General features: G+C 71.4%; 25 protein-coding genes. 17 read left to right on the top strand and 8 right to left on the bottom strand.

Going from position 1 to position 25700, the window contains the following annotated elements; all coding sequences use genetic code 11:
- The first annotated feature begins 19 nt into the window (after positions 1-19).
- Positions 20-1048, top strand: coding sequence for an oxidoreductase (locus K1J60_RS05425; RefSeq protein ID WP_220645160.1), 1029 nt, complete (start codon positions 20-22; stop codon positions 1046-1048).
- Between the two features lie 59 nt (positions 1049-1107).
- The gene (locus tag K1J60_RS05420) at positions 1108-2748 is read left to right on the top strand and encodes an ABC-F family ATP-binding cassette domain-containing protein (protein WP_220645159.1); all 1641 of its coding nucleotides are present in this window, start codon (positions 1108-1110) and stop codon (positions 2746-2748) included.
- A 192-nt stretch (positions 2749-2940) separates the two neighbouring features.
- Here K1J60_RS05420 and K1J60_RS05415 read toward each other — a convergent pair whose 3' ends face one another.
- The 3 genes from K1J60_RS05415 to K1J60_RS05410 all read right to left on the bottom strand — a co-directional run bounded on the left by K1J60_RS05415 (position 2941) and on the right by K1J60_RS05410 (position 6597).
- Entirely contained in the window at positions 2941-5343 is a 2403-nt protein-coding gene (locus tag K1J60_RS05415; RefSeq protein ID WP_220645158.1) for a Tex family protein, read from the bottom strand.
- Between the two features lie 157 nt (positions 5344-5500).
- Positions 5501-5644, bottom strand: coding sequence for an LPFR motif small protein (locus tag K1J60_RS45640; protein WP_169797823.1), 144 nt, complete (start codon positions 5642-5644; stop codon positions 5501-5503).
- Positions 5645-5730: 86 nt separating this feature from the next.
- Entirely contained in the window at positions 5731-6597 is an 867-nt protein-coding gene (locus tag K1J60_RS05410) for an SCO6745 family protein (protein WP_220645157.1), read from the bottom strand.
- 123 nt (positions 6598-6720) lie between these two features.
- Here K1J60_RS05410 and K1J60_RS05405 point away from each other — a divergent pair, with 123 nt between their 5' ends.
- Together K1J60_RS05405 and K1J60_RS05400 are read left to right on the top strand one after the other, a co-directional pair.
- Positions 6721-7692 carry a GlxA family transcriptional regulator gene (locus tag K1J60_RS05405; RefSeq protein WP_220645156.1) on the top strand — a complete coding sequence of 324 codons (972 nt, stop codon included), beginning with the start codon at positions 6721-6723 and terminating at the stop codon, positions 7690-7692.
- A gap of 10 nt (positions 7693-7702) precedes the next feature.
- Complete coding sequence (locus K1J60_RS05400; protein ID WP_220645155.1) at positions 7703-8338, top strand: DJ-1/PfpI family protein; 636 nt, start codon at positions 7703-7705, stop codon at positions 8336-8338.
- 18 nt (positions 8339-8356) lie between these two features.
- On the opposite strand, the gene K1J60_RS05395 is transcribed toward K1J60_RS05400, so the two are convergent.
- Positions 8357-9100 carry an enoyl-CoA hydratase/isomerase family protein gene (locus K1J60_RS05395; protein WP_220645154.1) on the bottom strand — a complete coding sequence of 248 codons (744 nt, stop codon included), beginning with the start codon at positions 9098-9100 and terminating at the stop codon, positions 8357-8359.
- A 275-nt stretch (positions 9101-9375) separates the two neighbouring features.
- Here K1J60_RS05395 and K1J60_RS05390 point away from each other — a divergent pair, with 275 nt between their 5' ends.
- Complete coding sequence (locus K1J60_RS05390) at positions 9376-9891, top strand: ATP-binding protein (RefSeq protein WP_220651288.1); 516 nt, start codon at positions 9376-9378, stop codon at positions 9889-9891.
- A 30-nt stretch (positions 9892-9921) separates the two neighbouring features.
- Here K1J60_RS05390 and idi read toward each other — a convergent pair whose 3' ends face one another.
- The 4 genes from idi to galE all read right to left on the bottom strand — a co-directional run bounded on the left by idi (position 9922) and on the right by galE (position 13229).
- Positions 9922-10515, bottom strand: a complete 594-nt coding sequence (idi, locus tag K1J60_RS05385; RefSeq protein ID WP_033529979.1) for an isopentenyl-diphosphate Delta-isomerase — start codon at positions 10513-10515, stop codon at positions 9922-9924.
- A 125-nt stretch (positions 10516-10640) separates the two neighbouring features.
- Positions 10641-11159 (bottom strand): GNAT family N-acetyltransferase, encoded by a 519-nt coding sequence (locus tag K1J60_RS05380; RefSeq protein ID WP_220645153.1) that lies wholly within the window; start codon positions 11157-11159, stop codon positions 10641-10643.
- Positions 11150-12088 (bottom strand): cation diffusion facilitator family transporter, encoded by a 939-nt coding sequence (locus K1J60_RS05375; RefSeq protein ID WP_220651287.1) that lies wholly within the window; start codon positions 12086-12088, stop codon positions 11150-11152. Before K1J60_RS05375 ends, K1J60_RS05380 begins: the two co-directional genes overlap by 10 nt.
- A 169-nt stretch (positions 12089-12257) precedes the next feature.
- On the bottom strand, positions 12258-13229 hold the full coding sequence (gene galE, locus K1J60_RS05370; RefSeq protein ID WP_220645152.1) for a UDP-glucose 4-epimerase GalE: 972 nt from the start codon (positions 13227-13229) through the stop codon (positions 12258-12260).
- A 403-nt stretch (positions 13230-13632) separates the two neighbouring features.
- On the opposite strand from galE, the gene K1J60_RS05365 reads away from it, so the two are divergent.
- The 12 genes from K1J60_RS05365 to K1J60_RS05315 all read left to right on the top strand — a co-directional run bounded on the left by K1J60_RS05365 (position 13633) and on the right by K1J60_RS05315 (position 25651).
- Positions 13633-15438 carry a DUF5941 domain-containing protein gene (locus K1J60_RS05365; protein WP_220651286.1) on the top strand — a complete coding sequence of 602 codons (1806 nt, stop codon included), beginning with the start codon at positions 13633-13635 and terminating at the stop codon, positions 15436-15438.
- A complete protein-coding gene (locus K1J60_RS05360; protein WP_215454109.1) occupies positions 15435-16187 on the top strand; it encodes a phosphocholine cytidylyltransferase family protein in 753 nt (250 codons plus the stop codon). The genes K1J60_RS05365 and K1J60_RS05360 overlap by 4 nt, the downstream gene beginning before the upstream one ends.
- Complete coding sequence (locus tag K1J60_RS05355; RefSeq protein ID WP_220645151.1) at positions 16175-17239, top strand: iron-containing alcohol dehydrogenase family protein; 1065 nt, start codon at positions 16175-16177, stop codon at positions 17237-17239. Before K1J60_RS05360 ends, K1J60_RS05355 begins: the two co-directional genes overlap by 13 nt.
- Before the next feature lie 28 nt (positions 17240-17267).
- Positions 17268-17996: a CDP-alcohol phosphatidyltransferase family protein gene (locus K1J60_RS05350; protein WP_033529583.1), complete on the top strand. Its 729-nt coding sequence runs from the start codon at positions 17268-17270 to the stop codon at positions 17994-17996.
- 8 nt (positions 17997-18004) lie between these two features.
- Positions 18005-18877, top strand: coding sequence for a glycosyltransferase family 2 protein (locus K1J60_RS05345; protein ID WP_398684222.1), 873 nt, complete (start codon positions 18005-18007; stop codon positions 18875-18877).
- A 95-nt stretch (positions 18878-18972) separates the two neighbouring features.
- Positions 18973-19902: an ABC transporter permease gene (locus K1J60_RS05340; RefSeq protein WP_220645149.1), complete on the top strand. Its 930-nt coding sequence runs from the start codon at positions 18973-18975 to the stop codon at positions 19900-19902.
- Positions 19895-20662, top strand: a complete 768-nt coding sequence (locus K1J60_RS05335) for an ABC transporter ATP-binding protein (RefSeq protein ID WP_033529580.1) — start codon at positions 19895-19897, stop codon at positions 20660-20662. The genes K1J60_RS05340 and K1J60_RS05335 overlap by 8 nt, the downstream gene beginning before the upstream one ends.
- A 430-nt stretch (positions 20663-21092) precedes the next feature.
- The gene (gene hpnC / locus K1J60_RS05330) at positions 21093-21998 is read left to right on the top strand and encodes a squalene synthase HpnC (RefSeq protein ID WP_220645148.1); all 906 of its coding nucleotides are present in this window, start codon (positions 21093-21095) and stop codon (positions 21996-21998) included.
- A complete protein-coding gene (hpnD, locus tag K1J60_RS05325) occupies positions 21995-22945 on the top strand; it encodes a presqualene diphosphate synthase HpnD (RefSeq protein WP_220645147.1) in 951 nt (316 codons plus the stop codon). The genes hpnC and hpnD overlap by 4 nt, the downstream gene beginning before the upstream one ends.
- A complete protein-coding gene (locus K1J60_RS47070) occupies positions 22945-23085 on the top strand; it encodes a DUF6380 family protein (RefSeq protein ID WP_398683121.1) in 141 nt (46 codons plus the stop codon). Before hpnD ends, K1J60_RS47070 begins: the two co-directional genes overlap by 1 nt.
- The gene (hpnE, locus tag K1J60_RS05320; RefSeq protein WP_220645146.1) at positions 23082-24509 is read left to right on the top strand and encodes a hydroxysqualene dehydroxylase HpnE; all 1428 of its coding nucleotides are present in this window, start codon (positions 23082-23084) and stop codon (positions 24507-24509) included. The genes K1J60_RS47070 and hpnE overlap by 4 nt, the downstream gene beginning before the upstream one ends.
- Complete coding sequence (locus K1J60_RS05315; protein ID WP_220645145.1) at positions 24506-25651, top strand: polyprenyl synthetase family protein; 1146 nt, start codon at positions 24506-24508, stop codon at positions 25649-25651. Before hpnE ends, K1J60_RS05315 begins: the two co-directional genes overlap by 4 nt.
- The last annotated feature ends 49 nt before the right edge of the window (positions 25652-25700 follow it).

Genomic DNA, 25700 nt, shown 5'->3' with positions numbered 1-25700 from the left:
TTGTGGGGATACTCACACCATGTCTGCCGAGTACGCGACCTTCGGCCTGGCACCGGCGATGCGAGCCGGTGGCGTCCTCGCCAACGGTGCTTACCAAGTGCACCGGGATTTCGTGGACTTCATCGTCGACGGACGCCCGCTGCTGTTCCAGCTCTCCGACCTCGATGCCGTCTCCCCCCTCGCCTCCGACGTCCCGCCCTCGATCTTCACCGCCCAGGTGCGCAGTCTGCTCCTGGAAGCCGAGCCACCCCTGACAAGCGGCCGCTACGTCATCTACGGCTGCCCCGAATGCGCCGACCTCGCCTGCGGAGCGGTGACCGCGGTGATAGAGCGGGACGGCGACGACTTCGTGTGGCGGGACTTCGCCTGGCAGACGGAGGAGGAGGCCGACCTCAAGCTCAACGGCTACACCGGCATCGGACCCTTCCGCTTCCACGGCTCCGAGTACCGCGGTGCCCTGCGATCCCTGTTGCGCGAGTCGGGTGCCGAGCCGTCGGCCCGGCGCCGGGTCCTGCTCATCGGTGCCCGCGTCGCCGTGCTCGCCAGACTCGCCGCCGCCCTGCGCGCCATCGGGATCGGCGCCGACATAGCGCAGGACGCCGCCGGCGTGCCCCCGGAGGAACTGCGCGCCTACGGCGCCGTGGCCTTCGGACGGGCCGTCGCCGAGGCGGACCGCGCCGCCGTGCGGCTGGCCTTCGACCGCGCGGGCGTCCAGGTCGCGTACGTCGACGGGCTCGCCCCGATCATCCCGCTCCTCGTCGCCCAGATCGAACACGCCCTCGACCGCAGCCCGGCCGAACAGCGCCGCCTCACCCGACTCGTCGCCGCCGGTGGGCAGGCCGGCATCGAGATCACCTCCACCTGCCGGGTGGAGCTCACCGCCTACCGCCTCGACCGTCTCTACCGCCCCCACACCTACCGCTTCTTCGACGGCATCCTCCCGGCGGGCCGGCACCGCATCGGCCTGGACCCGAAAGCGGTGAAGGGAGAATCGTTCATCGTGGCCCGCACCTCGGGGACGGTGCTGGTGGAACCGATGGCCCGCTGAGAGCGCTCCGACCGGTGCGACGCGACCCGGGCGCCGCCCTGTCGTTAGGATCGCCCCCTGTGACCGCCACCCTCGTCGTCAAGAACCTCGCCGCCGGACACGGCGACCGCTCACTCTTCTCCGGGCTGGACCTCGTCGTCGCCCCCGGAGACGTGATCGGGCTGGTCGGCGCCAACGGCGCCGGCAAGTCCACGCTGCTCCGCCTGCTCGCCGGCCTGCTCCCGCCGGAGGAGGGCGAGCTGCGGCTGTCCCCGCCCACGGCGACGGTCGGCCACCTGCCGCAGGAACCGGAGCGGCGGGAGGGCGAGAGCGTCCGGCAGTTCCTCGCCCGGCGCACGGGGGTGGCCGAGGCCCAGCGCGTGATGGACGAGGCCACCCAGGCCTTGGTGGACGGCGCGCCGGGCGCCGACGACGCGTACTCGGTGAGCCTGGAGCGCTGGCTCGACCTGGGCGGCGCCGACCTCGACGAGCGTGCGGAGGAGGTCGCCGCCACCCTCGGCCTCGGCGTCGACCTGGACCAGCCGATGACCGGCCTCTCCGGCGGCCAGGCCGCCCGCGCCGGACTCGCCTCCCTCCTCCTCTCCCGCTACGACGTCTTCCTCCTCGACGAGCCCACCAACGACCTCGACCTCGACGGCCTGGAACGGCTCGAACGCTTTGTCTCCGGCCTGCGCGCGGGCACGGTCGTCGTCAGCCACGACCGCGAGTTCCTCACCCGCACGGTCACCAAGGTCCTCGAACTCGACCTCGCCCAGAACCGGATCAACCTCTACGGCGGCGGATACGAGGCCTATCTGGAGGAGCGCGAGACCGCTCGTCGGCACGCCCGCGACGGCTACGAGGAGTACGCCGACAAGAGGGCCGCGCTCCAGGACCGCGCCCAGATGCAGCGCTCCTGGATGGACAAGGGCGTCAAGAACGCGCGGCGCAAGGCGAGCAACGACAACGACAAGATCGGCCGCAAGTTCCGCAGCGAGGCGAGCGAGAAGCAGGCCGCGAAGGCCCGGCAGACCCAGCGCATGATCGAACGGCTCGATGTGGTGGAGGAGCCGCGCAAGGAGTGGGAGCTGCGCATGGAGATCGCGGCGGGCCCGCGCTCCGGTGCCGTGGTCGCCACCCTGCGGGGCGCCGAGGTGCGGCGGGGGGACTTCGCCTTCGGACCGGTGTCCCTGCAGATCGACTGGGCGGACCGCGTCGCCATCACCGGTGCGAACGGCGCGGGCAAGTCGACGCTCCTGGGCGCGCTGCTCGGCCGGGTCCCCCTGGACTCGGGCCACGCCGCCCTGGGCTCCGGTGTCCTGGTCGGCGAGGTCGACCAGGCCCGCGCCCTCTTCCACGGCCCCGAGGCCCTCCTCGACGCCTTCTGCGCGGCCGTCCCCGACACCGAGCCTGCCGAAGTACGCACGCTCCTGGCCAAGTTCGGCCTGAAGGCCCACCACGTCCTACGCCCGTCGGTCACCCTCTCCCCGGGCGAACGCACCCGCGCGGCCCTCGCCCTGCTCCAGGGCCGAGGCGTCAACCTCCTGGTCCTCGACGAGCCCACGAACCACCTGGACCTCCCCGCGATCGAACAACTGGAGTCGGCCCTGGACTCCTACGAGGGCACGCTCCTCCTGGTCACCCACGACCGCCGCATGCTGAACGCGGTGAAGGTGACCCGCCGTCTGGCCGTGGAGGCGGGCAAGGTCACGGAGAACTGAGGACATCCGCCTTTTGATGGGCCTACGGCCCTTTCGCCCCTGGGGGAGGCAGGCCGCAGCCCCTGCTTCCCCCAGGGGCGCGGGGAACTGCGCGACCAGCCCTCACCGGACCCACACCTGGGGGTCGAAGGGGCACAGCCCCTTGAGGACGGGCAGGGGCGGCGGGGGCGAGAAAAGCCCCCGCCGACACCCTCAGCCGCGCTTCTTGTCCACCAACCCAGCCCGCCGCAAGGCATCCGCCATCGCACTGTTGGCCGGAGCCGCGCCACCCCCCTGCCGGGAACCGCCACCACCCCCACGCCCCTGCTGCCGAGGCGGCTGCCCCCCACGGGCTCCCCGCTGCGGCCGACCGCCCCCACCACCGGACTGCCCCTGCCCGCCACCCTGCCCCTTGGGCGCGGCCTCGTCGTCCAACCGCAGCGTCAGCGAGATCCGCTTCCGCGGGATGTCGACATCGAGCACCTTCACCTTCACGATGTCCCCGGGCTTCACCACATCACGCGGATCCTTGACGAACGTCCGGGACAGGGCGGAGACGTGCGCCAGCCCGTCCTGGTGGACACCGACGTCGATGAACGCCCCGAAGGCCGCGACGTTCGTCACGACCCCCTCCAGGACCATCCCGGCCTCCAGGTCGGAGATCTTCTCCACGCCCTCCTTGAAGGTGGCCGTCTTGAAGGCCGGCCGAGGGTCCCGACCCGGCTTCTCCAGTTCCTTGAGGATGTCCGTCACCGTCGGCAGACCGAAGGTCTCGTCCACGAAGTCCCCGGGCTTCAGCGACCGCAGCACACTCGTGTTGCCGATCAGCGCCGCGACCTCGCTGCCCGCCGTCTTCACCATCCGGCGCACCACCGGGTACGCCTCCGGGTGCACGCTGGAGGCGTCCAGCGGGTCCGAGCCGCCCCGGATCCGCAGGAAGCCCGCGCACTGCTCGTACGCCTTGGGGCCGAGCCGCGCCACGCCCTTCAGCTCGGAACGCGAGGTGAAGGGGCCGTTGGCGTCGCGGTGGGCCACGATGTTCTCGGCGAGTCCGGAGGAGATGCCGGAGACTCGGGACAGCAGCGGCGCGGAGGCCGTGTTCACGTCCACGCCCACGCCGTTCACACAGTCCTCGACCACCGCGTCCAGCGAACGCGACAGCTTCACCTCGGACAGGTCGTGCTGGTACTGCCCGACACCGATCGACTTGGGGTCGATCTTCACCAGCTCGGCGAGCGGGTCCTGGAGACGGCGCGCGATCGAGACGGCGCCGCGCAGCGAGACGTCCATCCCGGGCAGCTCCTGCGAGGCGAACGCCGACGCCGAGTACACCGAGGCGCCGGCCTCGGACACCATCACCTTGGTGAGCTTCAACTCCGGGTGCCGGGTGATCAGTTCACCGGCGAGCTTGTCGGTCTCGCGGGACGCCGTGCCGTTGCCGATCGCGATCAGCTCGACCGCGTGCTCCTTGGCCAGGCGCGCCAGCTTGGCGATGGCCTCGTCCCACTTGTTGGCCGGGACGTGCGGATAGATGACGTCGGTGGCGACGACCTTGCCGGTGGCGTCCACCACGGCGACCTTCACGCCCGTACGGAAGCCGGGGTCCAGGCCCAATGTGGCGCGCGTCCCGGCCGGAGCGGCGAGGAGGAGGTCGCGGAGGTTCGCCGCGAACACGTTCACCGCCTCGTCCTCGGCGGCGGTCCGCAGCCGCAGCCGCAGGTCGATGCCGAGGTGGACGAGGATGCGGGTCCGCCAGGCCCAACGGACGGTGTCCGTCAGCCACTTGTCGCCGGGCCGGCCCCGGTCGGCGATCTGGAAGCGATGCGCGACGATCCCCTCGTACGACGAGGGGCCGGGCTGCTCGGAGGGCTCCTCCGGCTCCAGGACGAGATCGAGGACGTCCTCCTTCTCGCCGCGCAGCATCGCCAGGATGCGGTGGGAGGGCAGCTCGGTGAACGGCTCGGCGAAGTCGAAGTAGTCGGCGAACTTGGCGCCCGCGTCCTCCTTGCCCTCCTTGACCTTGGCGGCGAGCCGGCCCCGTACCCACATGCGCTCGCGCAGCTCGCCGATCAGGTCGGCGTCCTCGGAGAACCGCTCGGTGAGGATCGCCCGGGCGCCGTCCAGGGCGGCCTGCGGGTCGGCGACGCCCTTGTCGGCGTCCACGAACGCCGCGGCGGCGGCCAGCGGCTCGACGGTCGGGTCGCCGAGCAGGCCGTCGGCCAGCGGTTCGAGGCCGGCCTCGCGGGCGATCTGCGCCTTGGTGCGACGCTTGGGCTTGAAGGGGAGGTAGATGTCCTCCAGGCGGGCCTTGGTCTCGGCGCCGCGGATCCGGCTCTCGACCTCGGGGGTCAACTTGCCCTGCTCGCGCACCGAGTCGAGGATGGCGGTCCGCCGCTCCTCCAGCTCCCGCAGATAGCGCAGCCGCTCCTCGAGCGTGCGCAGCTGCGCGTCGTCGAGCATCTCGGTCGCTTCCTTGCGGTAGCGGGCGATGAAGGGCACGGTCGAACCGCCGTCGAGCAGCTCCACCGCGGCCCTGACCTGCCGCTCCCGTACGCCGAGCTCCTCGGCGATCCTGCTTTCGATGGACCCTACGTCGATGGACTCGGGTGTCGTCACGATCCCGTACCGCCTTCTCCACTGAGGTTGCGCGGCAATTGTGGCAGGTGGCACGGACAACGGGGGCCCAGGGAGGGAAACGCGCGGATCCGGGACAGCCGGGGAGCCGGACGCGACCACGCGTCCGGCTCCCCGGTGATCGAAGGCCTGGCCGTCCTCAGGCCCGGCGGGCCCGCCCGGTGCGGCGCGTCGAACTCGACGCGCCCCCGAAGAGCCGGGCCACAGCCCGGAACGGCAGCGTGACCACCGTCGCAATGGCCCCACCGATCTGCCGCAACACGTCTGCGATCGCACGGAACACGTACTTCCCCTTTCGTCTCCCGGCTGGGTGGGCCAGGAACGACCGGGTACCGCGCCCGGCGCCGTTCATGCCTGTACCGTCCGTGCTCAGCTCTTGCCGATCATCCCCGCCGGGAACGCCCCCGCGCCGAGCATCGTCGTGACCAGGCCGGTCATCAGCTCGGTGAGCCGCTCCACCCCGGCCGCGCCCAGACGCTCGTACGGGGCCAGGTCCAGACGGTCCGTCGCGTCCTCGATCTTCCTGCGCAGGGCCACGCCCGACTCCGTCAGTCCGCCCTCGGTGTCGAGCAGCCCGCGCTGCCGGAGCCGGGCGCTCGCGGCGTCCCACTCGTCCCGTGTCCAGCCGCGCGTGGTGGTGGCCCACTTCGGGGACATGCCCTTCCCTGTCGCGGCGTGGCTGGCCAGGGCCTCGACCGGGTCGAGACCGGCGTCGAGGAGCACCGCGAGATGTCCATCGCCCCGGTGCTCGCGCAGCAGGGTGGCCGCGTGCCAGAGCGCGAGATGAGGGCGCTCGGGTACGGGCAGATCGGCGTGCGCGGCGTACAAGGGGCGCGCGGTCCGCACGCACGCCTCCGTGGCGCGCAGCGCCAGCTCCGCCGCCTCGGCGACCTCCTCGGAGGCGAGCAGCTCCTCGCCGAGCAGTCGTCGCAGCGTGGCGTCCACGGCACGCTCGCGGGCCGCCAGCACCACGGACGGCGACGCCGTCTCCCACACGGCGGGCACGTGCTCCGCCACCAGCTCGTGACGGAAGTTGAAGAACGTGGCCGTCACGACACCCGCTCCGACGCCGCCCAGGGCGGCGGCCCGTACGGCGAAGTACGCCGCTTTCGGGTCGTCGATCCCCACGGCGGCCAGCTCCCGCCCGAGGTCCGGCGAGAAGTAGTGCGCGGAGTGGAACGGATTGAGGAGGCTGTGGCAGCGCCGCCCGGCGCGCTCCGGAAGGGAAGAGGTCATACCCGCAGGTTACCGACTGGTTGGTACGCCAGGGGGTGGCGGCCTCGCTCACCTCCCACGATGGCAGGAAAGGTGGGGTACTCGTCATTGCGGTCATGGTCCGGCCGCCCAAGAATCGAAGGCATGCGAACTGTCCTGGTCGTCCTCTTCGACGACGTGCAGAGCCTCGACGTCACCGGTCCGCTGGAGGTCTTCGCCGGTGCCGAGCAGCACACCCCGGGGACCTACCGCATCAGCACGGCCTCCCTGGACGGCACACCCGTACGGACCTCCAGCGGCCTCACCCTCGTCCCGGACCACACCCTCGCCACCGCCCCCGCCCCGCACACCCTGCTCGTCCCGGGCGGCCGGGGTACGCGGAACCCGGCTCCCGAGGTCGTCGACTGGCTGCGCGAGCACGGCCCGAGTGCGGACCGCCTGGTCTCGGTCTGCACCGGCGCCATCCTGCTCGCCGAGGCGGGTTTCCTGGACGGCCGCCGGGCGACCACCCACTGGGCGTACTGCGACACACTGGCCCGCCACCACCCGGCGATCGAGGTCGACCCCGACCCCATCTACGTCCGCGACGGCCATGTCGCCACCTCCGCCGGCGTCACCTCCGGCATCGACCTCGCCCTCGCGCTCGTCGAGGAGGACATCGGCCGCGAGGCCGCCCTCGACATCGCCCGCCAGCTCGTCGTCTTCCTGCGCCGCCCGGGCAACCAGGCCCAGTTCAGCGCCCAGCTCGCAGCCCAGACCGCACAACGGGAACCGCTCCGCGAGGTCCAGCGATGGATCACCGAGCATCCCGGCGACGACCTGAGCGTCGACCACCTGGCCGCCCGCGCGCGCCTCTCGCCCCGCCACTTCGCCCGTGCCTTCCGGGCCGAGACGGGCATGACCCCGGGCCGGTACGTCGACCGCGTCCGCCTCGAACACGCCCGCCGCCTCCTGGAGGACACCTCCGACGGAGTGGAGGAGATCTCCCGCGCCTGCGGCTACGGCACCGCCGAGGCCATGCGCCGCGCCTTCGTGAAGGCGCTCGCCACCTCCCCGGCGGAGTACCGCCGCCGCTTCCGTCCGGCCGCAGTCCCGGCCCCCGCCCGCATCCGCTGAAAGGAAACCGATGCAGATCGCCATCGTTCTCTTCGACCGCTTCACCGCCCTGGACGCCGTCGGCCCCTACGAGACCCTCGGCCGTCTGCCCGACGCCGAACTCGTCTTCGTCGCCGAGGAGCGCGGCCCCGTCCGCTCCGACACCCGCGCCCTCGCGCTCACCGCCGACAGGACGCTCGCCGAGGTCCCGAGTCCCGACGTCGTCGTGGTGCCGGGCGGCCCCGGCCAGTTCGAGCAGATGGAGAACGAGACCCTCTTCGACTGGCTGCGCACGGCCGACCGCACGAGCACCTGGACGACCTCCGTGTGCACCGGCTCCCTGATCCTGGCCGGCGCGGGGCTCCTCGAAGGCCGCCGGGCCACCTCCCACTGGCTGGCGCTGGACTTCCTGAAGCAGTACGGCGCCGAGCCGACGGGGGAGCGGGTCGTCATCGACGGCAAGTACGCCACCGCGGCCGGGGTCTCCTCCGGCATCGACATGGGCCTGACCCTGATCGGTCGGATCGCGGGCGACGAACACGCCCAGGCCGTACAGCTGATGATCGAGTACGACCCCCAGCCGCCCTACGACGTCGGCGCCCCGCACAAGGCGCCCGCCCACCTCGTGGAGGAGTTCCGCACCAACAGCCGCTTCGCCCTGATGTGACCGCCCTCGGCGCGGCCCTCACGCCGACCAGGTGAACCGGGGCCGTCTGCGCTCCAGGAACGCGGCGACGCCCTCCGCGGTGTCGCCGCTGCCCCGCGCCTGCTCGGCCCAGTGGGCGTCGCGGTCGGTGCGGCCGTTCGCGAACTCCTTGGCCGCCGTCTGCGTCAGCCGCGAGCGCGAGACCAGTATCCGGGTGAACTCCGCCACCCGTTCCGCGAGTTCACCGGCGCGCAGCACCTCGTCCACCAGCCCCGTGCGCAGCGCCCGCTCCGTATCGATCAACTCTCCCGAGAACAGCAGGTACTTGGCGGTGCTCGGCCCGACCAGCGACACCAGCCGGCGGGTGGAGGAAGCGGGGTAGACGAGCCCCAGCTTCGCCGGGGTGATCCCGAACAGCGCTCCCTCCCGCGCGAACCGCAGATCGCAGGCCGCCGCCAGCTGCGCGCCGCCGCCCACGCAGTGCCCCCGGATCGCCGCGAGGGTCGGCTTCGGGAAGGCGGCCAGGGCCTCCTCGGCGAGGCCCGCCAGTTCCTGTGCCTCCTCCGGGGCCCCTCGCAGGGTGGAGATGTCGGCCCCCGCGCAGAACGTCCCGCCCTCCCCGGTGAGCACCAGTGCCCGTACCCCGGGGTCGGCGGCCAGCCGGTCGAGCAGCGGCGGCAGCGCTCGCCACATCCCGGCCGTCATGGCGTTGCGCTTGGCGGGGTGGTGGATGACGACGGTCGCGATCCCGTCGGCGACGGTGTCCAGCAGTTGAGGCTCCATGCCCCGGATGCTAGCCACTCGCCCTCCGGGTGATTCACGCAGAGTGAGGGGCCGGGGGAGGAAGCGGGCGAGAGGGGCGTCCAACCCGTACAACCCGAATAGTTCTGAAAGCGGCGTAGCTCGATAAAACGCTGTCATGTGCCCGACTGAATCGCTCACGAGCGATCCGAAAGTCGCCGATACACGCTGACTTCTGTTCAGTTCTCCGCGCGCGGCGTCGCGTTACCAACACTCGACATGTGGTGACAATCGAGCGCAAGGGTGGCGACCGGACCATGGACGACCAAGGGCGCGGGAGCGACCCACGCCCTGACGGCGGCGGGCACGGCCCCGACGACCCGAGGCCGCCGGAGCCGCTGCCTTACGAAGGGGTCTGGCGGTTCACCGCGGCCGCGGTCGACGCCTCGGTGCCGCAGGCGCGGCGCGCCGTCCGGGACCTGCTCGCCCGCCAGGGCGTGCCGATCTCGGACGACCTCGTCCAGGGGCTCCTGCTGATCGTCTCCGAGCTGGTGACCAACGCCGTGAAACACGCGGCGCTCCTGTCGCCCACGCTCGCCGTCGAGGTCGCCGTCGCAGCCGAGTGGGTGCGGGTCTCGGTGGAGGACAACCACCCCTACCGCCCGACCGCCCTGGAGACCGACCACGGCCGGCTGGGCGGCCGTGGTCTGCTCCTGGTGCGGGAGATCACCCTGGAGGCGGGCGGGGTCTGCGACGTGGAGCACACCGCGAGCGGAGGCAAGGTGGTCTGGGTCGCCGTGCCGCTCAAGCCCGCACATCTGATCCAGGGGTGAGGGGCACCGGCCCCGGGCCGAAGGCCGCGGTCACCAGCCCGCGGCCGGCCCCGTCAGCTCCCTGACCGCCGGCCGCGCCGCGTCCAGGACCGTCATGAACCAGGCCGAGAACGGGTCCTTGGCATGCCGCTCCGCCAGCTCGGCCGGGGTGACGAACGCGGTGTCCCCGACCTCGTCCGGGTCCGGCCGGAGCGGGGACTGCAGCAGCCCGACGAACAGGTGGTTGAACTCCTGCTCCACCAGGCCCGAGTCCGGGTCCGGGTGGTTGTAGCGGACCGTGCCCGCCTCGCCGAGCAGCGCCGGGGAGACCCCCAGCTCCTCGTGCGTCCGCCGCGCGGCCGCCGCGAAGGGGGACTCGCCCGGGTAGGGGTGGCCGCAGCAGGTGTTCGACCAGACGCCGGGGGAGTGGTACTTGCCGAGGGCCCGCTGCTGCAGCAGCAGCCGCCCGCGCTCGTCGAAGAGGAAGACGGAGAACGCCCTGTGCAGTTGACCGGGCGGTTGATGAGCGGCCAGCTTCTCCGCGGTGCCGATCGTGGTGCCGTCCTCGTCGACCAGCTCCAGCAGGATCGCTTCCGTGGTGCCGTTCTCGGGACTGTGCATCGCGGTGGCAGGTGTGATCGGCATGCCCATCCTTCGCCTCGTTCTTCGAGCCTCAAGTCTGCCGCACGAAACCGGCGCTCCCGGCACTTCGCGGTAGACCCGCATGTCCTACCCGCACACCCCTGCCGAAGACACCTACGACGTGTGTGTCAGACCCCGAAGGCCGCCGGATACCTGATGGTGCCGGGAGCCACCGCCGCGGAACCGTCCAGGACCAGCGCCATCATCGCCTCGTCCGGCACCTCGAATCCCGGCCGGATGCCGTACTCGGACGCACGCACGAAGCCGAAGCGCGGGTAGTACTCGGGGTGCCCCAGGACGAGGACGAGCCGCTCCCGACGCGCGCGTGCCGCCTCCAGCACCGCGCGTACGACGGCCGCTCCCGCCCCCTGCCGCTGATGGTCCGGCAGCACCGCGACGGGGGCCAGTGCCAGCGCGGGCACCTCGTCGACATGGCAGCGGGTGATCAGCGCGTACGCCGCGATCGTGCCGTCCGGGGCCTCGGCGACGTACGACAGGTCCGGCAGCCATGCGCCGGGGTCCTCGCGCAGCGCGTCGACCAGTCTGGCCTCGGCGTCGGTCTCGAAGGCGGCGGCGTTGACGCCGTACACCCCCTCGCGGTCGGCGGACGTCTCCGGTCGCGTGGTCCAGTCGGTGGTCAGTGACACAGCTTCGCCTCGTGTTCCGCGTGGCCGCCCGGCTCCAGCTGGAAGGTGCAGTGCTCGACGTCGAAGTGGTCGCCGATGCAGCCCTGGAGGTCGTGCAGCATCTTCTCGTGGCCGATGGAGTCCAGCGTGTCCGAGCTGACCACCACGTGGGCGGAGAGCACCGGCATGCCGGAGGTGATGGTCCAGGCGTGCAGATCGTGGACGTCCTCCACGCCCGGCAGCGCCAGTATGTGGGCCCGTACCTCGGCCATGTCGACGTTCTTCGGGGCCGCCTCCAACAGCACGTCGAGGGTCTCGCGCAGCAGCTTCACCGTACGCGGGACGATCATCAGACCGATGACGAGTGAGGCGATCGGGTCGGCGGCCTGCCAGCCGGTGAGCAGGATGACCGTCGCCGAGATGATCACCGCCAACGAACCGAGCGCGTCCGCGGCCACCTCCAGGAAGGCGCCCCGGACGTTCAGGCTCTCCTTCTGGCCCCGCATCAGCAGGGTCAGCGAGATCATGTTCGCGACCAGACCGATCGCGCCGAAGACGACGGTCAGTCCGCCCTCGGTCCCGACCGGTGTGACGAACCGCTGGATCGCCTCGTACAGCACATAGCCGCCGACGCCGAGCAGCAGCAGGCAGTTGGCGAGCGCCGCGAGTATCTCGGCGCGGGCGTATCCGAACGTGCGGTTGCCGCTCGGGGGGCGGTTCGCGAAGTGGATCGCGAGGAGCGCCATGCCGAGGCCCACCGCGTCCGTCGCCATGTGCGCCGCGTCGGCGATGAGCGCCAGCGAATCGGCGAGCACGCCGCCGACGATCTCGACCACCATGACGGTGAGCGTGATCGACAGGGCGATCCGCAGCCGCCCGCGGTACGCCGCCGCGGCCGTACCGCTGGTCGGCGCGTGATGCGCGTGCCCGTGGTCGTGACCGGCCCCCATGGAATCCGCCTCTCTCATGCGTCCGTGTGTTCGGCTCCGGATCACAGTGAACTACGGGTGGGGGGTATCCGGCAACGCGGCACTGAACACCGTTGTCATCTGCTCTGACCTGCGGAAACGACCTGCAGGTCAGAGCGTTGCCATGATCGGGGACGCGGCCGGGAAGGGTTCAGAGACCGTGGTGCAGCCGCCAGCCCGCCCAGGCCGACTCGACCATCTCGCGTACCCCGCGCCGGGCCGTCCAGCCGAGCTCGTGCCGGGCCCGCTCGGCCGAGGCGACCGCGCGCGGCGCGTCACCGGGGCGGCGGGGCTCGACGAGTGCGGGACGGCGGTCCCCGGTCACCTCGCCGATGAGGTCGACGAGTTCGCGGACCGAAACGCCTTCGCCCCGGCCGATGTTCACGGTCAGGTCGCCCGAGACGTCGTCGGCGGTGAGGCGTCGGGCCGCCGCGAGGTGCGCGTCGGCGAGATCGGCGACATGGATGTAGTCCCGGACGCAGGTGCCGTCCGGGGTCGGGTAGTCGTCGCCGAAGATCCTCGGTGCCTCGTCACGGGTGAGGCGGTCGAAGACCATCGGGACGACGTTGAAGATGCCGGTGTCGGCCAGGGCGGGTTCGGCGGCGCCGGCCACGTTGAAGTAGCGCAGACAGACGGTCGCGATGCCGTGCGCCTGCCCCGCCGCCCGCACCAGCCATTCCCCGGCCAGCTTGGTCTCGCCGTAGGGGCTCATCGGGGCGCACGGGGTGTCCTCCGTGATGAGGTCCACGTCCGGGTTGCCGTACACGGCCGCCGAGGAGGAGAAGACGAAGCGCTCGACCCCGGTGGCGGCCGCCGCCTCCAGGAGCGTGGCGAGACCGCCGACGTTCTCCTGGTAGTAGCGGGTGGGCTGGGCGACGGACTCGCCCACCTGCTTGCGGGCCGCGAGATGGACCACACCGGTCACGGCGTGCTCGGTGAGGACACGCTTGAGGAGGTCGCCGTCGAGGGCGGAGCCGTGGATCAGCGGGATGTCTTCGGGCAGGCGGCCGCGGACCCCTGCGGAGAGGTCGTCCAGTGCGATGACCTCGTCGCCGGCGGCGGTCATGACCTTCGCCACGTGTGCGCCGATGTAGCCCGCCCCGCCTGTGATCAGCCATGTCATGCGCTCACCTTATGCGGGGGGTGTGTTGTGCCTGTTCGCCGTAGGGGGTGTGTGGGGTTGGCGTGCGGGAGGGGTGGCGGTGGTCGCTGCACGCAGTCCTCCGTGCCCCTCGCGGCGCGCGGAACGCGGCCTGTCTCACGGAGCGAGTCCATGCCTTTGCCCCCTATCAACCGATATTCGCACCGGAGTTTGTGGCGCAACCCCCACATCCCCGATGATGATCGCGGCGGAGGGCCGACGGCTTGAGCAGGCCGAACTGATCTGGCCGTGAACGGGCGATGAACGCCCGCTTCTCTTCATCCGATAACCTCTGCCGACACGCCGCCGGGTCGCAGCGGGCCGGGGCGCCTCCACCACGTACATGTCCGGCGCGATCGCGCCGGCACCCAGGGAGTGAGTTCGTCTGTCGACCGCCATCCTCACCGGTCAGCCGGTCCCCGGATCGTCGCTGGAGGGCGATCTGCGGTCGCTCGGCTTCGACGTGCGGACCGCCTCCGACGCCGGTGACGCCGAGACGCTCCTGGCGACGGTGCCCGCGGACCAGCGGGTCGCGATCGTCGACGCCCGGTTCGTCGGCCATGTGCACGCCCTGCGCCTGGGACTCACCGACCCCCGCTTCGAGGCCGCCGCCCTCCCGGGCGCGGTGACCGTGCGGCCCGCCGCCCGTCAGGCGCTGACCCGGGCGCTGGCCCGCGAGGGCTCGGCCGCGGGCGGCACCACGGCCGTCGCCGTCGACAGCGTCGCCGACCGGGTCGTCGCCGCCCTCGAGGCCGAAGACGTCAGCCTCTACCGGCCCGAACTCGGCACCCTGGTCGCCGTCGTCCCCGCCGACCCGCAGGCCCGCAACGAGGCCCGCCAGGCGGTCGCCGCCGTTGACGACGAGGCCGTACGGCTGCGCACGGCGGTGAAGTCCCGCGACGGCTTCTTCACCACGTACTTCATCAGCCCCTACTCCCGCTACATCGCCCGCTGGTGCGCCCGCCGGGGCCTGACCCCGAACCAGGTCACGACGGCCTCGCTGATCACCGCCCTGATCGCGGCGGGCTGCGCGGCAACCGGCACCCGTGGTGGGTTCGTCGCGGCCGGCCTCCTGCTGCTCTTCTCCTTCGTCCTCGACTGCACCGACGGCCAGTTGGCCCGCTACTCGCTGCAGTACTCGACGCTCGGCGCCTGGCTCGACGCCACCTTCGACCGCGCCAAGGAGTACGCCTACTACGCGGGCCTCGCCCTCGGCGCCGCCCGGGGCGGCGACGATGTATGGGCGCTCGCCCTCGGCGCGATGGTCCTGCAGACCTGCCGCCACGTCGTCGACTTCTCCTTCAACGAGGCGAATCACGACGCCACCGGCAACACCAGCCCCACCGCCGCCCTCTCCGGCAAGCTCGACAGCGTCGGCTGGACGGTCTGGATCCGCCGCATGATCGTCCTGCCGATCGGCGAGCGCTGGGCGATGATCGCCGTCCTCACGGCGGTCACCACACCCCGCATCACCTTCTACGCGCTGCTCATCGGCTGCGCCTTCGCCGCGACCTACACCACGGCGGGCCGTGTGCTGCGCTCGCTGACGCGCAAGGCGCAGCGGACGGACCGGGCGGCCCGGGCGCTGGCGGACCTCGCGGACACCGGCCCGCTCGCCGGAGCGCTGGCGCGGATCCTGCCGGGCCCGCCGCGCAAGACGGCACTGCTCAGCGCGGCCTTCGGAGCCGTGGCCGTGGTGACCGCCGCCTGGGTCTGGGGCCCTGCCTGGCAGGTCGTCGCCATGGCCGCCCTGTACGTCGGGCTGTCGGCCGAAGCCGTCGAGCGCTCCCTCAAGGGCCCCCTCGACTGGCTGATCCCGCCGCTCTTCCGGGCCGCCGAATACGGCACCGTTCTCCTCCTGGCAGCCAAAGCCGACGTGAACGGAGCCCTTCCCGCGGCCTTCGGGCTGGTGGGGGCCGTCGCCTACCATCACTACGACACGGTGTACCGCATCCGCGGTGACGCCGGCGCGCCACCGCAGTGGCTGGTGCGGGCGATCGGCGGTCACGAAGGCAGGACCCTGCTGGTCACCGTACTGGCCGCGCTGCTCGCGCCCACAGAGTTCACCGTCGCGCTCACGGCTCTCGCCGTGGCCGTGGCGCTGCTGGTGCTCCTCGAGAGCATCCGCTTCTGGGTGATCGCCCATAAGACAGGCGCACCCGCCGTACACGATGAAGGAGAACCCGCATGATCGGCCTCGTGCTGGCGGCCGGCGCCGGACGGCGTCTTCGCCCCTACACCGACACCCTCCCCAAGGCTCTGGTGCCGGTCGGCCCCGAGGGCGACGAGGAGAGCCTCACCGTTCTCGACCTCACCCTCGGCAACTTCGCCGAGATCGGCCTGACCGAGGTCGCGATCATCGTCGGGTACCGCAAGGAGGCCGTCTACGAGCGCCGCGAGGCGCTGGAGGCCAAGTACGGGCTCAAGATCACCCTCATCGACAACGACAAGGCCGAGGAGTGGAACAACGCCTACTCCCTGTGGTGCGGCCGTGACGCCATCAAGCACTCGGTGATCCTCGCCAACGGCGACACCGTGCACCCGGTCTCCGTCGAGAAGACCCTGCTCGCCGCCCGCGGCGACGGCAAGAAGATCATCCTCGCCCTCGACACGGTGAAGTCCCTCGCCGACGAGGAGATGAAGGTCGTCGTCGGCCCCGAGGGCGGCATGACCAAGATCACCAAGCTGATGGACCCCGCCGAGGCGACGGGCGAGTACATCGGCGTCACCCTCATCGAGGGCGAGGCCGCCGACGAGCTGGCCGACGCCCTGAAGACCGTCTTCGAGACGGACCCGCAGCAGTTCTACGAGCACGGCTACCAGGAGCTCGTGAACCGCGGCTTCCGTATCGACGTGGCCCCCATCGGTGACGTCAAGTGGGTCGAGATCGACAACCACGACGACCTCGCCAAGGGACGTGAGATCGCGTGCCAGTACTGACGAGGCTCATCCCCTCGCCGGTCGTCGTGGACATCCGTCCCGGCGCGCTCGATGACCTGGCGACGATCCTGTCGGACCAGCGCATCGCGCCGTCGGGCCGGTTGGCCTTCGCGATCAGCGCCGGCTCCGGCGCGGCGCTGCGCGACCGGTTCGCCCCCGCGTTTCCGGAGGCGGACTGGTTCTGCGACGCCGACGGCACCATCGACGGCGCGGTACGGCTCGCCGACTCGATCAAGAAGGGCGGTCACTACGACGCCGTGGTCGGGCTCGGCGGCGGCAAGGTCATCGACTGCGCCAAGTACGCGGCGGCCCGGGTCGGTCTGCCGCTGGTCGCCGTCGCCACCAACCTCGCCAACGACGGTCTGTGCTCCCCGGTGGCCACCCTCGACAACGACGCGGGCCGCGGCTCGTACGGGGTGCCGAACCCGATCGGCATCGTCATCGACCTGGACGTCATCCGTGAGGCCCCGGTGCGCTTCGTGCGGGCCGGCATCGGCGATGTGATCTGCAAGATCTCCGCCGTGGCCGACTGGGAGTTGTCCAGCCGGGAGACCGGCGAGAAGGTCGACGGACTGGCCGCCGCCATGGCCCGCCAGGCCGCCGAGGCCGTACTGCGCCACCCCGGCGGGGTCGGCGACGACGACTTCCTGACCACGCTCTCCGAGTCCCTCGTCCTGTGTGGGATCTCCATGTCCGTGGCCGGCGACAGCCGTCCCGCCTCGGGCGCCTGCCACGAGATCAGCCACGCGTTCGACCTGACGTTCCCCAAGCGGAACGCCCTGCACGGCGAACAGTGCGGTCTCGGCGGAGCGTTCGCCACCTTCCTGCGGGGCCACCACGAGATCGCGGGCCAGATGACCGAGGTGCTCCGCCACCACGGCCTGCCCGTCCTCCCGGACGAGATCGGCTTCACGGTCGACGAGTTCGTCCAGGTCGTCGAGTTCGCCCCGCAGACCCGGCCGGGCCGCTACACCATCCTGGAACACCTCGAACTGAGCACCGAACAGATCAAGGACGCCTACGCCGACTATGCCAAAGCCATCAGTAGCTGAGCTCCGCCCGGTCGTTCACCCCCCGGGTGTGAAGGACCGGCGGAGCGGTGAGCACTGGGCCGGCCGGCTCTACATGCGCGAGATCTCGCTGCGCATCGACCGGCACCTGGTGAACACCCGGGTCACGCCCAACCAGCTGACCTACCTGATGACCGTCTTCGGCGTCCTCGCCGCCCCGGCCCTGCTGGTGCCGGGCATCCCGGGCGCCGTCCTCGGCGTCCTGATGGTCCAGCTGTACCTGCTGTTCGACTGCGTCGACGGCGAGATCGCCCGCTGGCGCAAGCAGTACTCGATGACCGGCGTCTACGTCGACCGGGTCGGCGCCTACCTCTGCGACGCGGCCGTCCTCGTCGGCTTCGGGCTGCGCGCCGCCGACCTGTGGGGCACCGGCCGGATCGACTGGCTGTGGGCCTTCCTCGGCACCCTCGCCGCCCTCGGCGCCATCCTGATCAAGGCCGAGACCGACCTCGTCGGTGTCGCCCGGCACCAGACCGGCAAGCCGCCGGTCCAGGAGTCGGCCGCCGAGCCGCGCTCCTCCGGCATGGCGCTGGCCCGCAAGGCCGCCGCCGCCCTGAAGTTCCACCGGCTCATCCTCGGCGTCGAGGCCTCGCTGCTGATCCTGGTCCTCGCCGTCGTGGACCAGATGCGGGGCGACCTCTTCTTCTCCCGGGTGGGCGTCGCCGTCCTGGCCGGCATCGCCCTGCTCCAGACCCTGCTGCACCTGGTGTCGATCCTCGTCTCCAGCAGGCTGAAGTGAGCGGCGCCATGAAGGTCGGCGCGGTGATCATCACCATGGGCAACCGCCCCGACGAACTCCGCGCCCTCCTCGACTCGGTCGCCAAGCAGGAGGGCGACCGGGTCGAGGCGGTCGTCGTCGGCAACGGCTCGCCCGTCCCGGACGTCCCCGAGGGCGTACGGACGGTCGAGCTGCCCGAGAACCTCGGCATCCCCGGCGGCCGCAACATAGGCATAGAGGCGTTCGGTCCCAGCGGCCGGGACGTCGACGTCCTGCTCTTCCTCGACGACGACGGCCTGCTCGCCCACCACGACACCGCCGAACTCTGCCGCCGGGCCTTCGAGGAGGACCCGAAACTCGGCATAGTCAGCTTCCGCATCGCCGACCCCGACACGGGTGAGACCCAGCGGCGCCATGTGCCCCGGCTGCGGGCCGCCGACCCGATGCGCTCCTCCCGGGTCACCACCTTCCTCGGCGGCGCCAACGCCGTACGCACCCAGGTCTTCGCCGAAGTCGGCGGTCTCCCGGACGAATTCTTCTACGCACACGAGGAAACCGACCTGGCATGGCGGGCCCTCGACGCGGGCTGGATGATCGACTACCGGTCCGACATGGTGCTGTACCACCCCACGACCGCGCCCTCCCGGCACGCGGTCTACCACCGCATGGTCGCGCGCAACCGCGTCTGGCTCGCGCGCCGTAACCTCCCGGCGCCGCTCGTACCGGTCTACCTGGGCGTCTGGCTGCTGCTGACGCTGCTCCGCAAGCCCTCCGGGCCTGCGCTGAAGGCCTGGTTCGGTGGCTTCAAGGAGGGCTGGACGAGCCCCTGTGGTCCCCGCCGGCCCATGAAGTGGCGTACGGTGTGGCGGCTGACCCGGCTGGGACGGCCTCCCGTCATCTGACAAGCTCGAAATCTGAGAGCATTCGGCCGTACCCGGTCCAGGTTTCCGCCTCGGCCCGACCAGGCTGCGCACTTTGAGGACGAAAGTTTCCATTTGTGAGTGAGACAACGCATGACGGCAGGGTTGTGGTGAGCGACCGTCCGTCGCCCGACGACGGGCTCTCCGCGACGGAGCTGGCCGCCAAGTACGGGCTCGCCGTGAGCGGCGCCCGGCCCGGACTCGTGGAGTACGTCCGCCAGATGTGGGGGCGGCGCCACTTCATCCTCGCCTTCTCCCAGGCGAAGCTCACCGCGCAGTACAGCCAGGCCAAGCTCGGCCAGCTGTGGCAGGTGGCCACTCCGCTGCTCAACGCGCTGGTGTACTTCCTGATCTTCGGCCTGATCCTCAACGCCGACCGGGGCATGTCGCGCGAGGTCTACATCCCGTTCCTGGTCACGGGTGTGTTCGTGTTCACCTTCACGCAGAGCTCGGTGATGGCCGGTGTCCGCGCGATCTCCGGCAACCTGGGCCTGGTCCGCGCCCTGCACTTCCCGCGCGCCTCGCTGCCCATCTCCTTCGCGCTCCAGCAGTTGCAGCAGCTGATGTTCTCGATGATCGTGCTGTTCTGCGTCGCGGTCGGCTTCGGCAGCTACCCGCGCCTGTCCTGGCTGCTGATCCTCCCCGTCCTGGTGCTGCAGTTCCTCTTCAACACAGGGCTCGCGCTGATCATGGCCCGCATGGGCGCCAAGACCCCGGACCTCGCCCAGCTGATGCCGTTCGTGATGCGGACCTGGATGTACGCCTCCGGCGTCATGTTCTCCATCCCGGTGATGCTCGACGGCCACCCCGAGTGGATCGCCGACGTCCTCCAGTGGAACCCGGCCGCGATCTACATGGACCTGATGCGCTTCGCGCTGATCGACGGTTACGGCCGCGAGAACCTGCCCCCGCACGTGTGGGCGGTCGCCGGCGGCTGGGCCGTGCTGATCGCGCTCGGCGGTTTCGTGTACTTCTGGAAGGCGGAGGAGAGGTACGGCCGTGGCTGAGTCACTCATCCCCACCGTCATCGCGGACGAGTTGCACATCGTCTACCGCGTCAACGGCGCCAAGACCGGCAAGGGCAGCGCGACCGCCGCTCTCAGCCGCATCCTCAAGCGCGGCGAGGAGCGGGGTGTGCGCAAGGTGCACGCCGTCAAGGGTGTCTCCTTCATCGCCTACCGGGGCGAGGCCATCGGTCTGATCGGCTCCAACGGCTCCGGCAAGTCCACCCTGCTGCGGGCGATCGCCGGTCTGCTGCCGGCGGAGAAGGGCAAGGTCTACACCGACGGCCAGCCCTCGCTGCTCGGCGTCAACGCCGCCCTGATGAACGACCTCACGGGCGAGCGCAACGTCATATTGGGCGGCCTCGCGATGGGCATGTCGCGGGACCAGATCAAGGAGCGCTACCAGGGGATCGTCGACTTCTCCGGCATCAACGAGAAGGGCGACTTCATCACCCTGCCGATGCGCACCTACTCCTCCGGCATGGCGGCCCGCCTGCGCTTCTCCATCGCGGCCGCCAAGGACCACGACGTGCTGATGATCGACGAGGCCCTCGCCACCGGCGACCGCGCCTTCCAGAAGCGCTCCGAGGCCCGCATCCGCGAGCTGCGCAAGGAGGCCGGCACGGTCTTCCTGGTCAGCCACAACAACAAGTCCATCCGCGACACCTGCGACCGCGTCCTGTGGCTGGAACGCGGCGAACTCCGCATGGACGGCCCGACCGACGAGGTGCTCAAGGAATACGAGAAGTTCACGGGCAAGTAGTCCCGTGCGACCCGGGCCCCGCCGGAACTGCTCCGGCGGGGCCCGGCGTCTGCAAGGGATACCGGGGCGAGGCGCTCGTCCGGCACACCGGGAACGGCATCCGCAAAGGAATCGCCAACTTCGGCAAGGATGTGTCAACTCCGGCCGCCCATAGGAATCTTGAGGGCAATCGGTGCTTTCTTGTGATGTGCAGGACACCCCTACGGAGCATGGTGCGTTGTACAACGTAAGCTGTACCGGTGCCGAATCGCGGCAAGTGGGTCCATAATGCGCGACACCCGGCATCAGCCGCAGACGCCGCCCACTGGGCGGCGTGTCCGAAATAGTGCGTATTGGGTCGGCAGTGTAGAACGGGAGATGTGACGGCCATGGCTACGGAGACTCCCCAGCTCAATCACGCTTCTGCCGTGCCCGCGCCGGGTGACGAGCGGTGACCGAAACCGGGACGGCGCGCACCGGGAACCCGGAGCGCGACACCCTCGGCAAGGCCGGGGCCGAGAACTTTCCCGTCGCCCCGTTCTTCCTGCCCCGGGCCTGGCGCGACGACCTCATGGCCGTCTACGGCTTCGCCCGACTCGTCGACGACATCGGTGACGGCGACCTCGCCCCCGGCGGCGCCGACGCCCGCCTCCTGGGCCTCGCCCCGCACGACGCCGACGACCGGCTGCTCCTCCTGGACGCCTTCGAGGCCGACCTCGGCAAGGTCTTCGACGGCACCCCGAACCACCCCCTGCTGCGCCGGCTGCGGCACACCGTCCGCCGCCGCTCCCTCACCCCCGAGCCGTTCCTCGCGCTGATCGCCGCCAACCGCCAGGACCAACTGGTCAAGCGGTACGAGACGTACGACGACCTGCTCGCCTACTGCGCGCTGTCGGCCAACCCCGTCGGCCACCTGGTCCTCGCCGTCACCGGCGCGACCACCCCCGAGCGGGTCCGGCACTCGGACGCGATCTGCACCGCGCTGCAGATCGTCGAACATCTGCAGGACGTCGCAGAGGACCTGGGGGGCCGGGACCGCGTCTATCTGCCCGCCGCGGACATGAAGCGCTTCCACGTCCAGGAGGCGGACCTCGCCGCGCCCTCCGCGGGCGCGTCGGTGCGCGCCCTGGTCGCGTACGAGGCGGAACGCGCCCGGAATCTCCTGGATGAGGGCGCCCCCCTCGTGGGTAGCGTCCACGGCAGGCTGAGGCTGCTCCTCGCGGGGTTCGTGGCGGGAGGAAGGGCGGCCGTCCACGCGATCGCCGCCGCCGAATTCGACGTACTTCCCGGCCCGCCCAAGCCCGGCAAGCTCAGGCTGCTGCGCGAGGTGGGCGCGACCCTGCGAGGAGAGGGGTGATCCGGACCGTGGAGTCGGAACCACACGTGTCCGCGCCGGTACTCGCCGCCTACAGCTACTGCGAGGCCGTCACCGGACAACAGGCCCGCAACTTCGCCTACGGCATCAGGCTGCTGCCGACACCCAAGCGCCGCGCGATGTCCGCGCTGTACGCGCTCTCCCGGCGCGTCGACGACATCGGTGACGGCGCCCTCGCGATCGAGGTCAAGGCGGCCCGGCTGGAGGAGACCAGAGCGCTGCTGACCCGGGTCAGACGCGGCTCGGTCGACGAGGACGACACCGACCCCGTCGCGGTCGCCCTCGCCCACGCGGCGGCCGCCTTCCCGATCCCCCTCGACGCCCTCGACGAACTCATCGACGGCGTCCTCATGGACGTGCACGGCGAGCACTACGAGACCTGGGACGACCTGAAGGTCTACTGCCGCTGCGTCGCCGGGGCCATCGGCCGGCTCTCCCTCGGCGTCTTCGGTACGGAACCCGGGGCGCGCGGTGCGGAGCGCGCGCCGGAGTACGCCGACACTCTCGGACTCGCCCTCCAACTGACCAACATCCTCAGGGACGTTCGTGAGGACGCGGTGGGCGGGCGCGTCTATCTGCCCGCCGACGACCTCGCGAAATTCGGCTGCTCGGCCGGGTTCGCCGGGCCCCTGCCACCCGCCGACTCCGACTTCGCGGGTCTGGTGCACTTCGAGGTGCGCCGGGCCCGCGCCCTGTTCGCCGAGGGGTACCGGCTGCTGCCGATGCTCGACCGCCGCAGCGGCGCCTGTGTCGCCGCCATGGCCGGTATCTACCGTCGGTTGCTCGACCGCATCGAGCGCGAGCCCGAGGCCGTGCTGCGCGGACGCGTCTCGCTGCCCGGCCGGGAGAAGGCGTACGTCGCCGTGCGTGGCCTCTCCGGTCTGGACGCCCGCCATGTGTCACGCCGTACCGTCAGGAGGCGCGTCTGATGGACAATCCGGCCCAAGGCGAACCCATCGGCGAAAAGTGGTACGCAACCCTCCGCACCGAACGGGCGTCCCAGTCTCCGACGGTCTGCCGCGAACCGTTCCGGCACCCCGGCGGACCGGCAGGGGAGGGTGCACGATGACCGACGGCGCACAGTCCGAGGCACTGCCGGAGGCGGACCGCGAGGGTCGGCCCCGGAGCACGGCCGTGGTGGTCGGCGGAGGGCTGGCGGGCATCACCGCCGCGCTCTCGCTCGCCGACGCCGGCGCACAGGTGACACTCCTGGAGGGGCGGCCCCGCCTCGGCGGACTCGCCTTCTCCTTCCAGCGCGGCGACCTGACCGTCGACAACGGACAGCATGTGTACCTGCGGTGCTGCACCGCCTACCGCTGGTTCCTCGACCGTGTCGACGCGACCGCGCTCGCACCCCTGCAGGATCGTCTCGACGTACCGGTTCTCGACGCCGAGGGCCGGCCGGGCAGGCGGCTCGGCAGACTGCGGCGCGACGCGCTGCCCGTACCGCTGCACCTGGGGCGCAGCCTCGCCACGTACACCCATCTCTCGCTCGCCGAGCGCGCGAAGGTCGGGCGGGCCGCGCTGGCACTCAAGGCACTCGACCTCACCGATCCCGCGCTCGACGAACAGGACTTCGGCGGCTGGCTGGCCGCACAGGGGCAGTCGGCGCGGGCCGTGGAGGCGCTGTGGGACCTCGTGGGGGTCGCCACCCTCAACGCGGTGGCCCGCGACGCCTCCCTCGCGCTCGCCGCGATGGTGTTCAAGACCGGTCTGCTGTCCGAGCCGGGCGCCGCCGACATCGGCTGGGCCCATGTCCCACTCGGTGAACTGCACGACCGGCAGGCCCGCAAGGCGCTCGACTCCGCGGGCGTCCGTACCGTGCTCCGCGCCCGCGCCACCTCCGTCTGTCGTGCGGAGAACGGGAGTTGGCGCGTCGAGGTGCCCGGCGAGACCCTCGACGCCGACGCGGTCGTGCTCGCCGTACCCCAGCGCGAGACGCACGATCTGCTGCCCGAGGGAGCCCTCGACGAGCCCGGACGGCTGCTGGAGATCGGCACCGCGCCGATCCTCAACGTCCATGTGGTGTACGACCGGAAGGTGCTCAGCAGGCCCTTCTTCGCGGCGCTCGGCTCGCCCGTCCAATGGGTCTTCGACCGGACCGAGGCCTCGGGCCTGCGCGACGGCCAGTACCTGGCGCTGTCGCAGTCGGCCGCGCAGAGCGAGATCGACGCACCGGTGGCCGTCCTGCGCGAGCGGTATCTGCCCGAGCTGGAACGGTTGTTGCCCGGCGCGCGCGGTGCCGGGGTGAAGGACTTCTTCGTGACCCGGGAGCGCACCGCGACCTTCGCTCCCACCCCCGGCGTCGGACGGTTCAGGCCCGGCGCCCGCACCAAGGCACCCGGCCTGTTCCTGGCCGGAGCGTGGACCGCCACCGGGTGGCCCGCGACCATGGAGAGTGCGGTCCGCAGCGGCATCGCGGCGGCGGACGCCGCCCTCGCCGCTCCGGGCCGGCCCCGGAACCGCCTCCTCGACCACGAGGAGGCGGCATGACGCTCGAAGCGCACCGGACCGGACCCCGCACTCTCGGTACCGCGAACACATCGACATCTGGAGAGACTGTGCCCACTGTGCCCCCGGCCGTGACGGCCGCCGCGAGGACCGCGGTGGACGTGACCGCGCTCCTGGAGCGCGGGCGGACCCTGGCCACCCCCGTGCTGCGGGCGGCCGTCGACCGGCTGGCGCCCCCCATGGACACCGTCGCCGCCTACCACTTCGGCTGGATCGACGCCCACGGCAAGCCCGCGGACGGCGACGGCGGCAAGGCCGTACGCCCCGCGCTCGCCGTCATGTCCGCCGAGGTCACCGGCGCCGCACCCGAGGTCGGCATCCCCGGCGCGGTCGCGGTGGAGCTGGTGCACAACTTCTCGCTGCTGCACGACGACCTGATGGACGGCGACGAACAGCGCCGCCACCGCGACACCGTGTGGAAGGTGCACGGCCCCGCGCAGGCCATCCTCGTCGGTGACGCCCTGATGGTCCTCGCCAACGAGATCCTCCTCGAACTGGGCACCGCCGAGGCGGCCCGAGCCACCCGCCGCGTCACCACGGCGACCCGGGCGCTCATCGACGGCCAGGCCCAGGACATCTCCTACGAGCACCGCGAGCGGGTCACCGTCGAGGAGTGCCTGGAGATGGAGGGCAACAAGACCGGCGCCCTGCTCGCCTGCGCCTGCTCCATCGGCGCGGTCCTCGGCGGCGCGGACGACCGCACCGCCGACACGCTGGAGAAGTACGGCTACCACCTCGGCCTCGCCTTCCAGGCCGTGGACGACCTGCTGGGCATCTGGGGCGACCCGGTCTCCACGGGCAAGCAGACCTGGAGCGATCTGCGCCAGCGCAAGAAGTCCCTGCCCGTGGTGGCCGCGCTCGCGGCGGGCGGCCCGGCCTCCGAACAGTTGGGCGAACTCCTCGCCGCAGACGCCAAGGCCAGCGACTTCGAGAACTTCTCCGAGGAGGAGTTCGCCGCGCGCGCCGCCCTCATCGAGGAGGCGGGCGGCCGCGAGTGGGCCGTCGAGGAGGCACGCCGTCAGCACCGGATCGCCATCGACGCGCTGGACTCGATCCGGATGCCCGAGCGGGTCCGGGAGGAGTTCGCGGCGCTCGCGGACTTCGTCGTCGTACGGAAGAGATGATCGCCATCCCCCAGGAGCCGACCGTCATCGGTCGAATAGCCCTCGCGTA

This window comes from Streptomyces akebiae (genome assembly GCF_019599145.1).
In the GTDB taxonomy this organism is placed as follows: Bacteria; Actinomycetota; Actinomycetes; order Streptomycetales; family Streptomycetaceae; genus Streptomyces; species Streptomyces akebiae.
Note: the sequence above shows the minus strand (reverse complement) of the source record. Positions and strands in the feature narration are given on the sequence as shown.

Coding starts and splice junctions, on each gene's coding strand:
- galE (WP_220645152.1), bottom strand. CDS start 13,229: ATGACATGGCTGATCACAGGCGGGGCGGGCTACATCGGCGCACACGTG.
- K1J60_RS05400 (WP_220645155.1), top strand. CDS start 7,703: ATGCAGATCGCCATCGTTCTCTTCGACCGCTTCACCGCCCTGGACGCC.
- K1J60_RS05390 (WP_220651288.1), top strand. CDS start 9,376: ATGGACGACCAAGGGCGCGGGAGCGACCCACGCCCTGACGGCGGCGGG.
- K1J60_RS05395 (WP_220645154.1), bottom strand. CDS start 9,100: ATGGAGCCTCAACTGCTGGACACCGTCGCCGACGGGATCGCGACCGTC.
- K1J60_RS05375 (WP_220651287.1), bottom strand. CDS start 12,088: ATGGGGGCCGGTCACGACCACGGGCACGCGCATCACGCGCCGACCAGC.
- K1J60_RS05315 (WP_220645145.1), top strand. CDS start 24,506: ATGACGCTCGAAGCGCACCGGACCGGACCCCGCACTCTCGGTACCGCG.
- K1J60_RS05345 (WP_398684222.1), top strand. CDS start 18,005: ATGAAGGTCGGCGCGGTGATCATCACCATGGGCAACCGCCCCGACGAA.
- K1J60_RS05410 (WP_220645157.1), bottom strand. CDS start 6,597: ATGACCTCTTCCCTTCCGGAGCGCGCCGGGCGGCGCTGCCACAGCCTC.
- K1J60_RS47070 (WP_398683121.1), top strand. CDS start 22,945: ATGGACAATCCGGCCCAAGGCGAACCCATCGGCGAAAAGTGGTACGCA.
- hpnE (WP_220645146.1), top strand. CDS start 23,082: ATGACCGACGGCGCACAGTCCGAGGCACTGCCGGAGGCGGACCGCGAG.
- idi (WP_033529979.1), bottom strand. CDS start 10,515: ATGCCGATCACACCTGCCACCGCGATGCACAGTCCCGAGAACGGCACC.
- K1J60_RS05405 (WP_220645156.1), top strand. CDS start 6,721: ATGCGAACTGTCCTGGTCGTCCTCTTCGACGACGTGCAGAGCCTCGAC.
- K1J60_RS05425 (WP_220645160.1), top strand. CDS start 20: ATGTCTGCCGAGTACGCGACCTTCGGCCTGGCACCGGCGATGCGAGCC.
- K1J60_RS05360 (WP_215454109.1), top strand. CDS start 15,435: ATGATCGGCCTCGTGCTGGCGGCCGGCGCCGGACGGCGTCTTCGCCCC.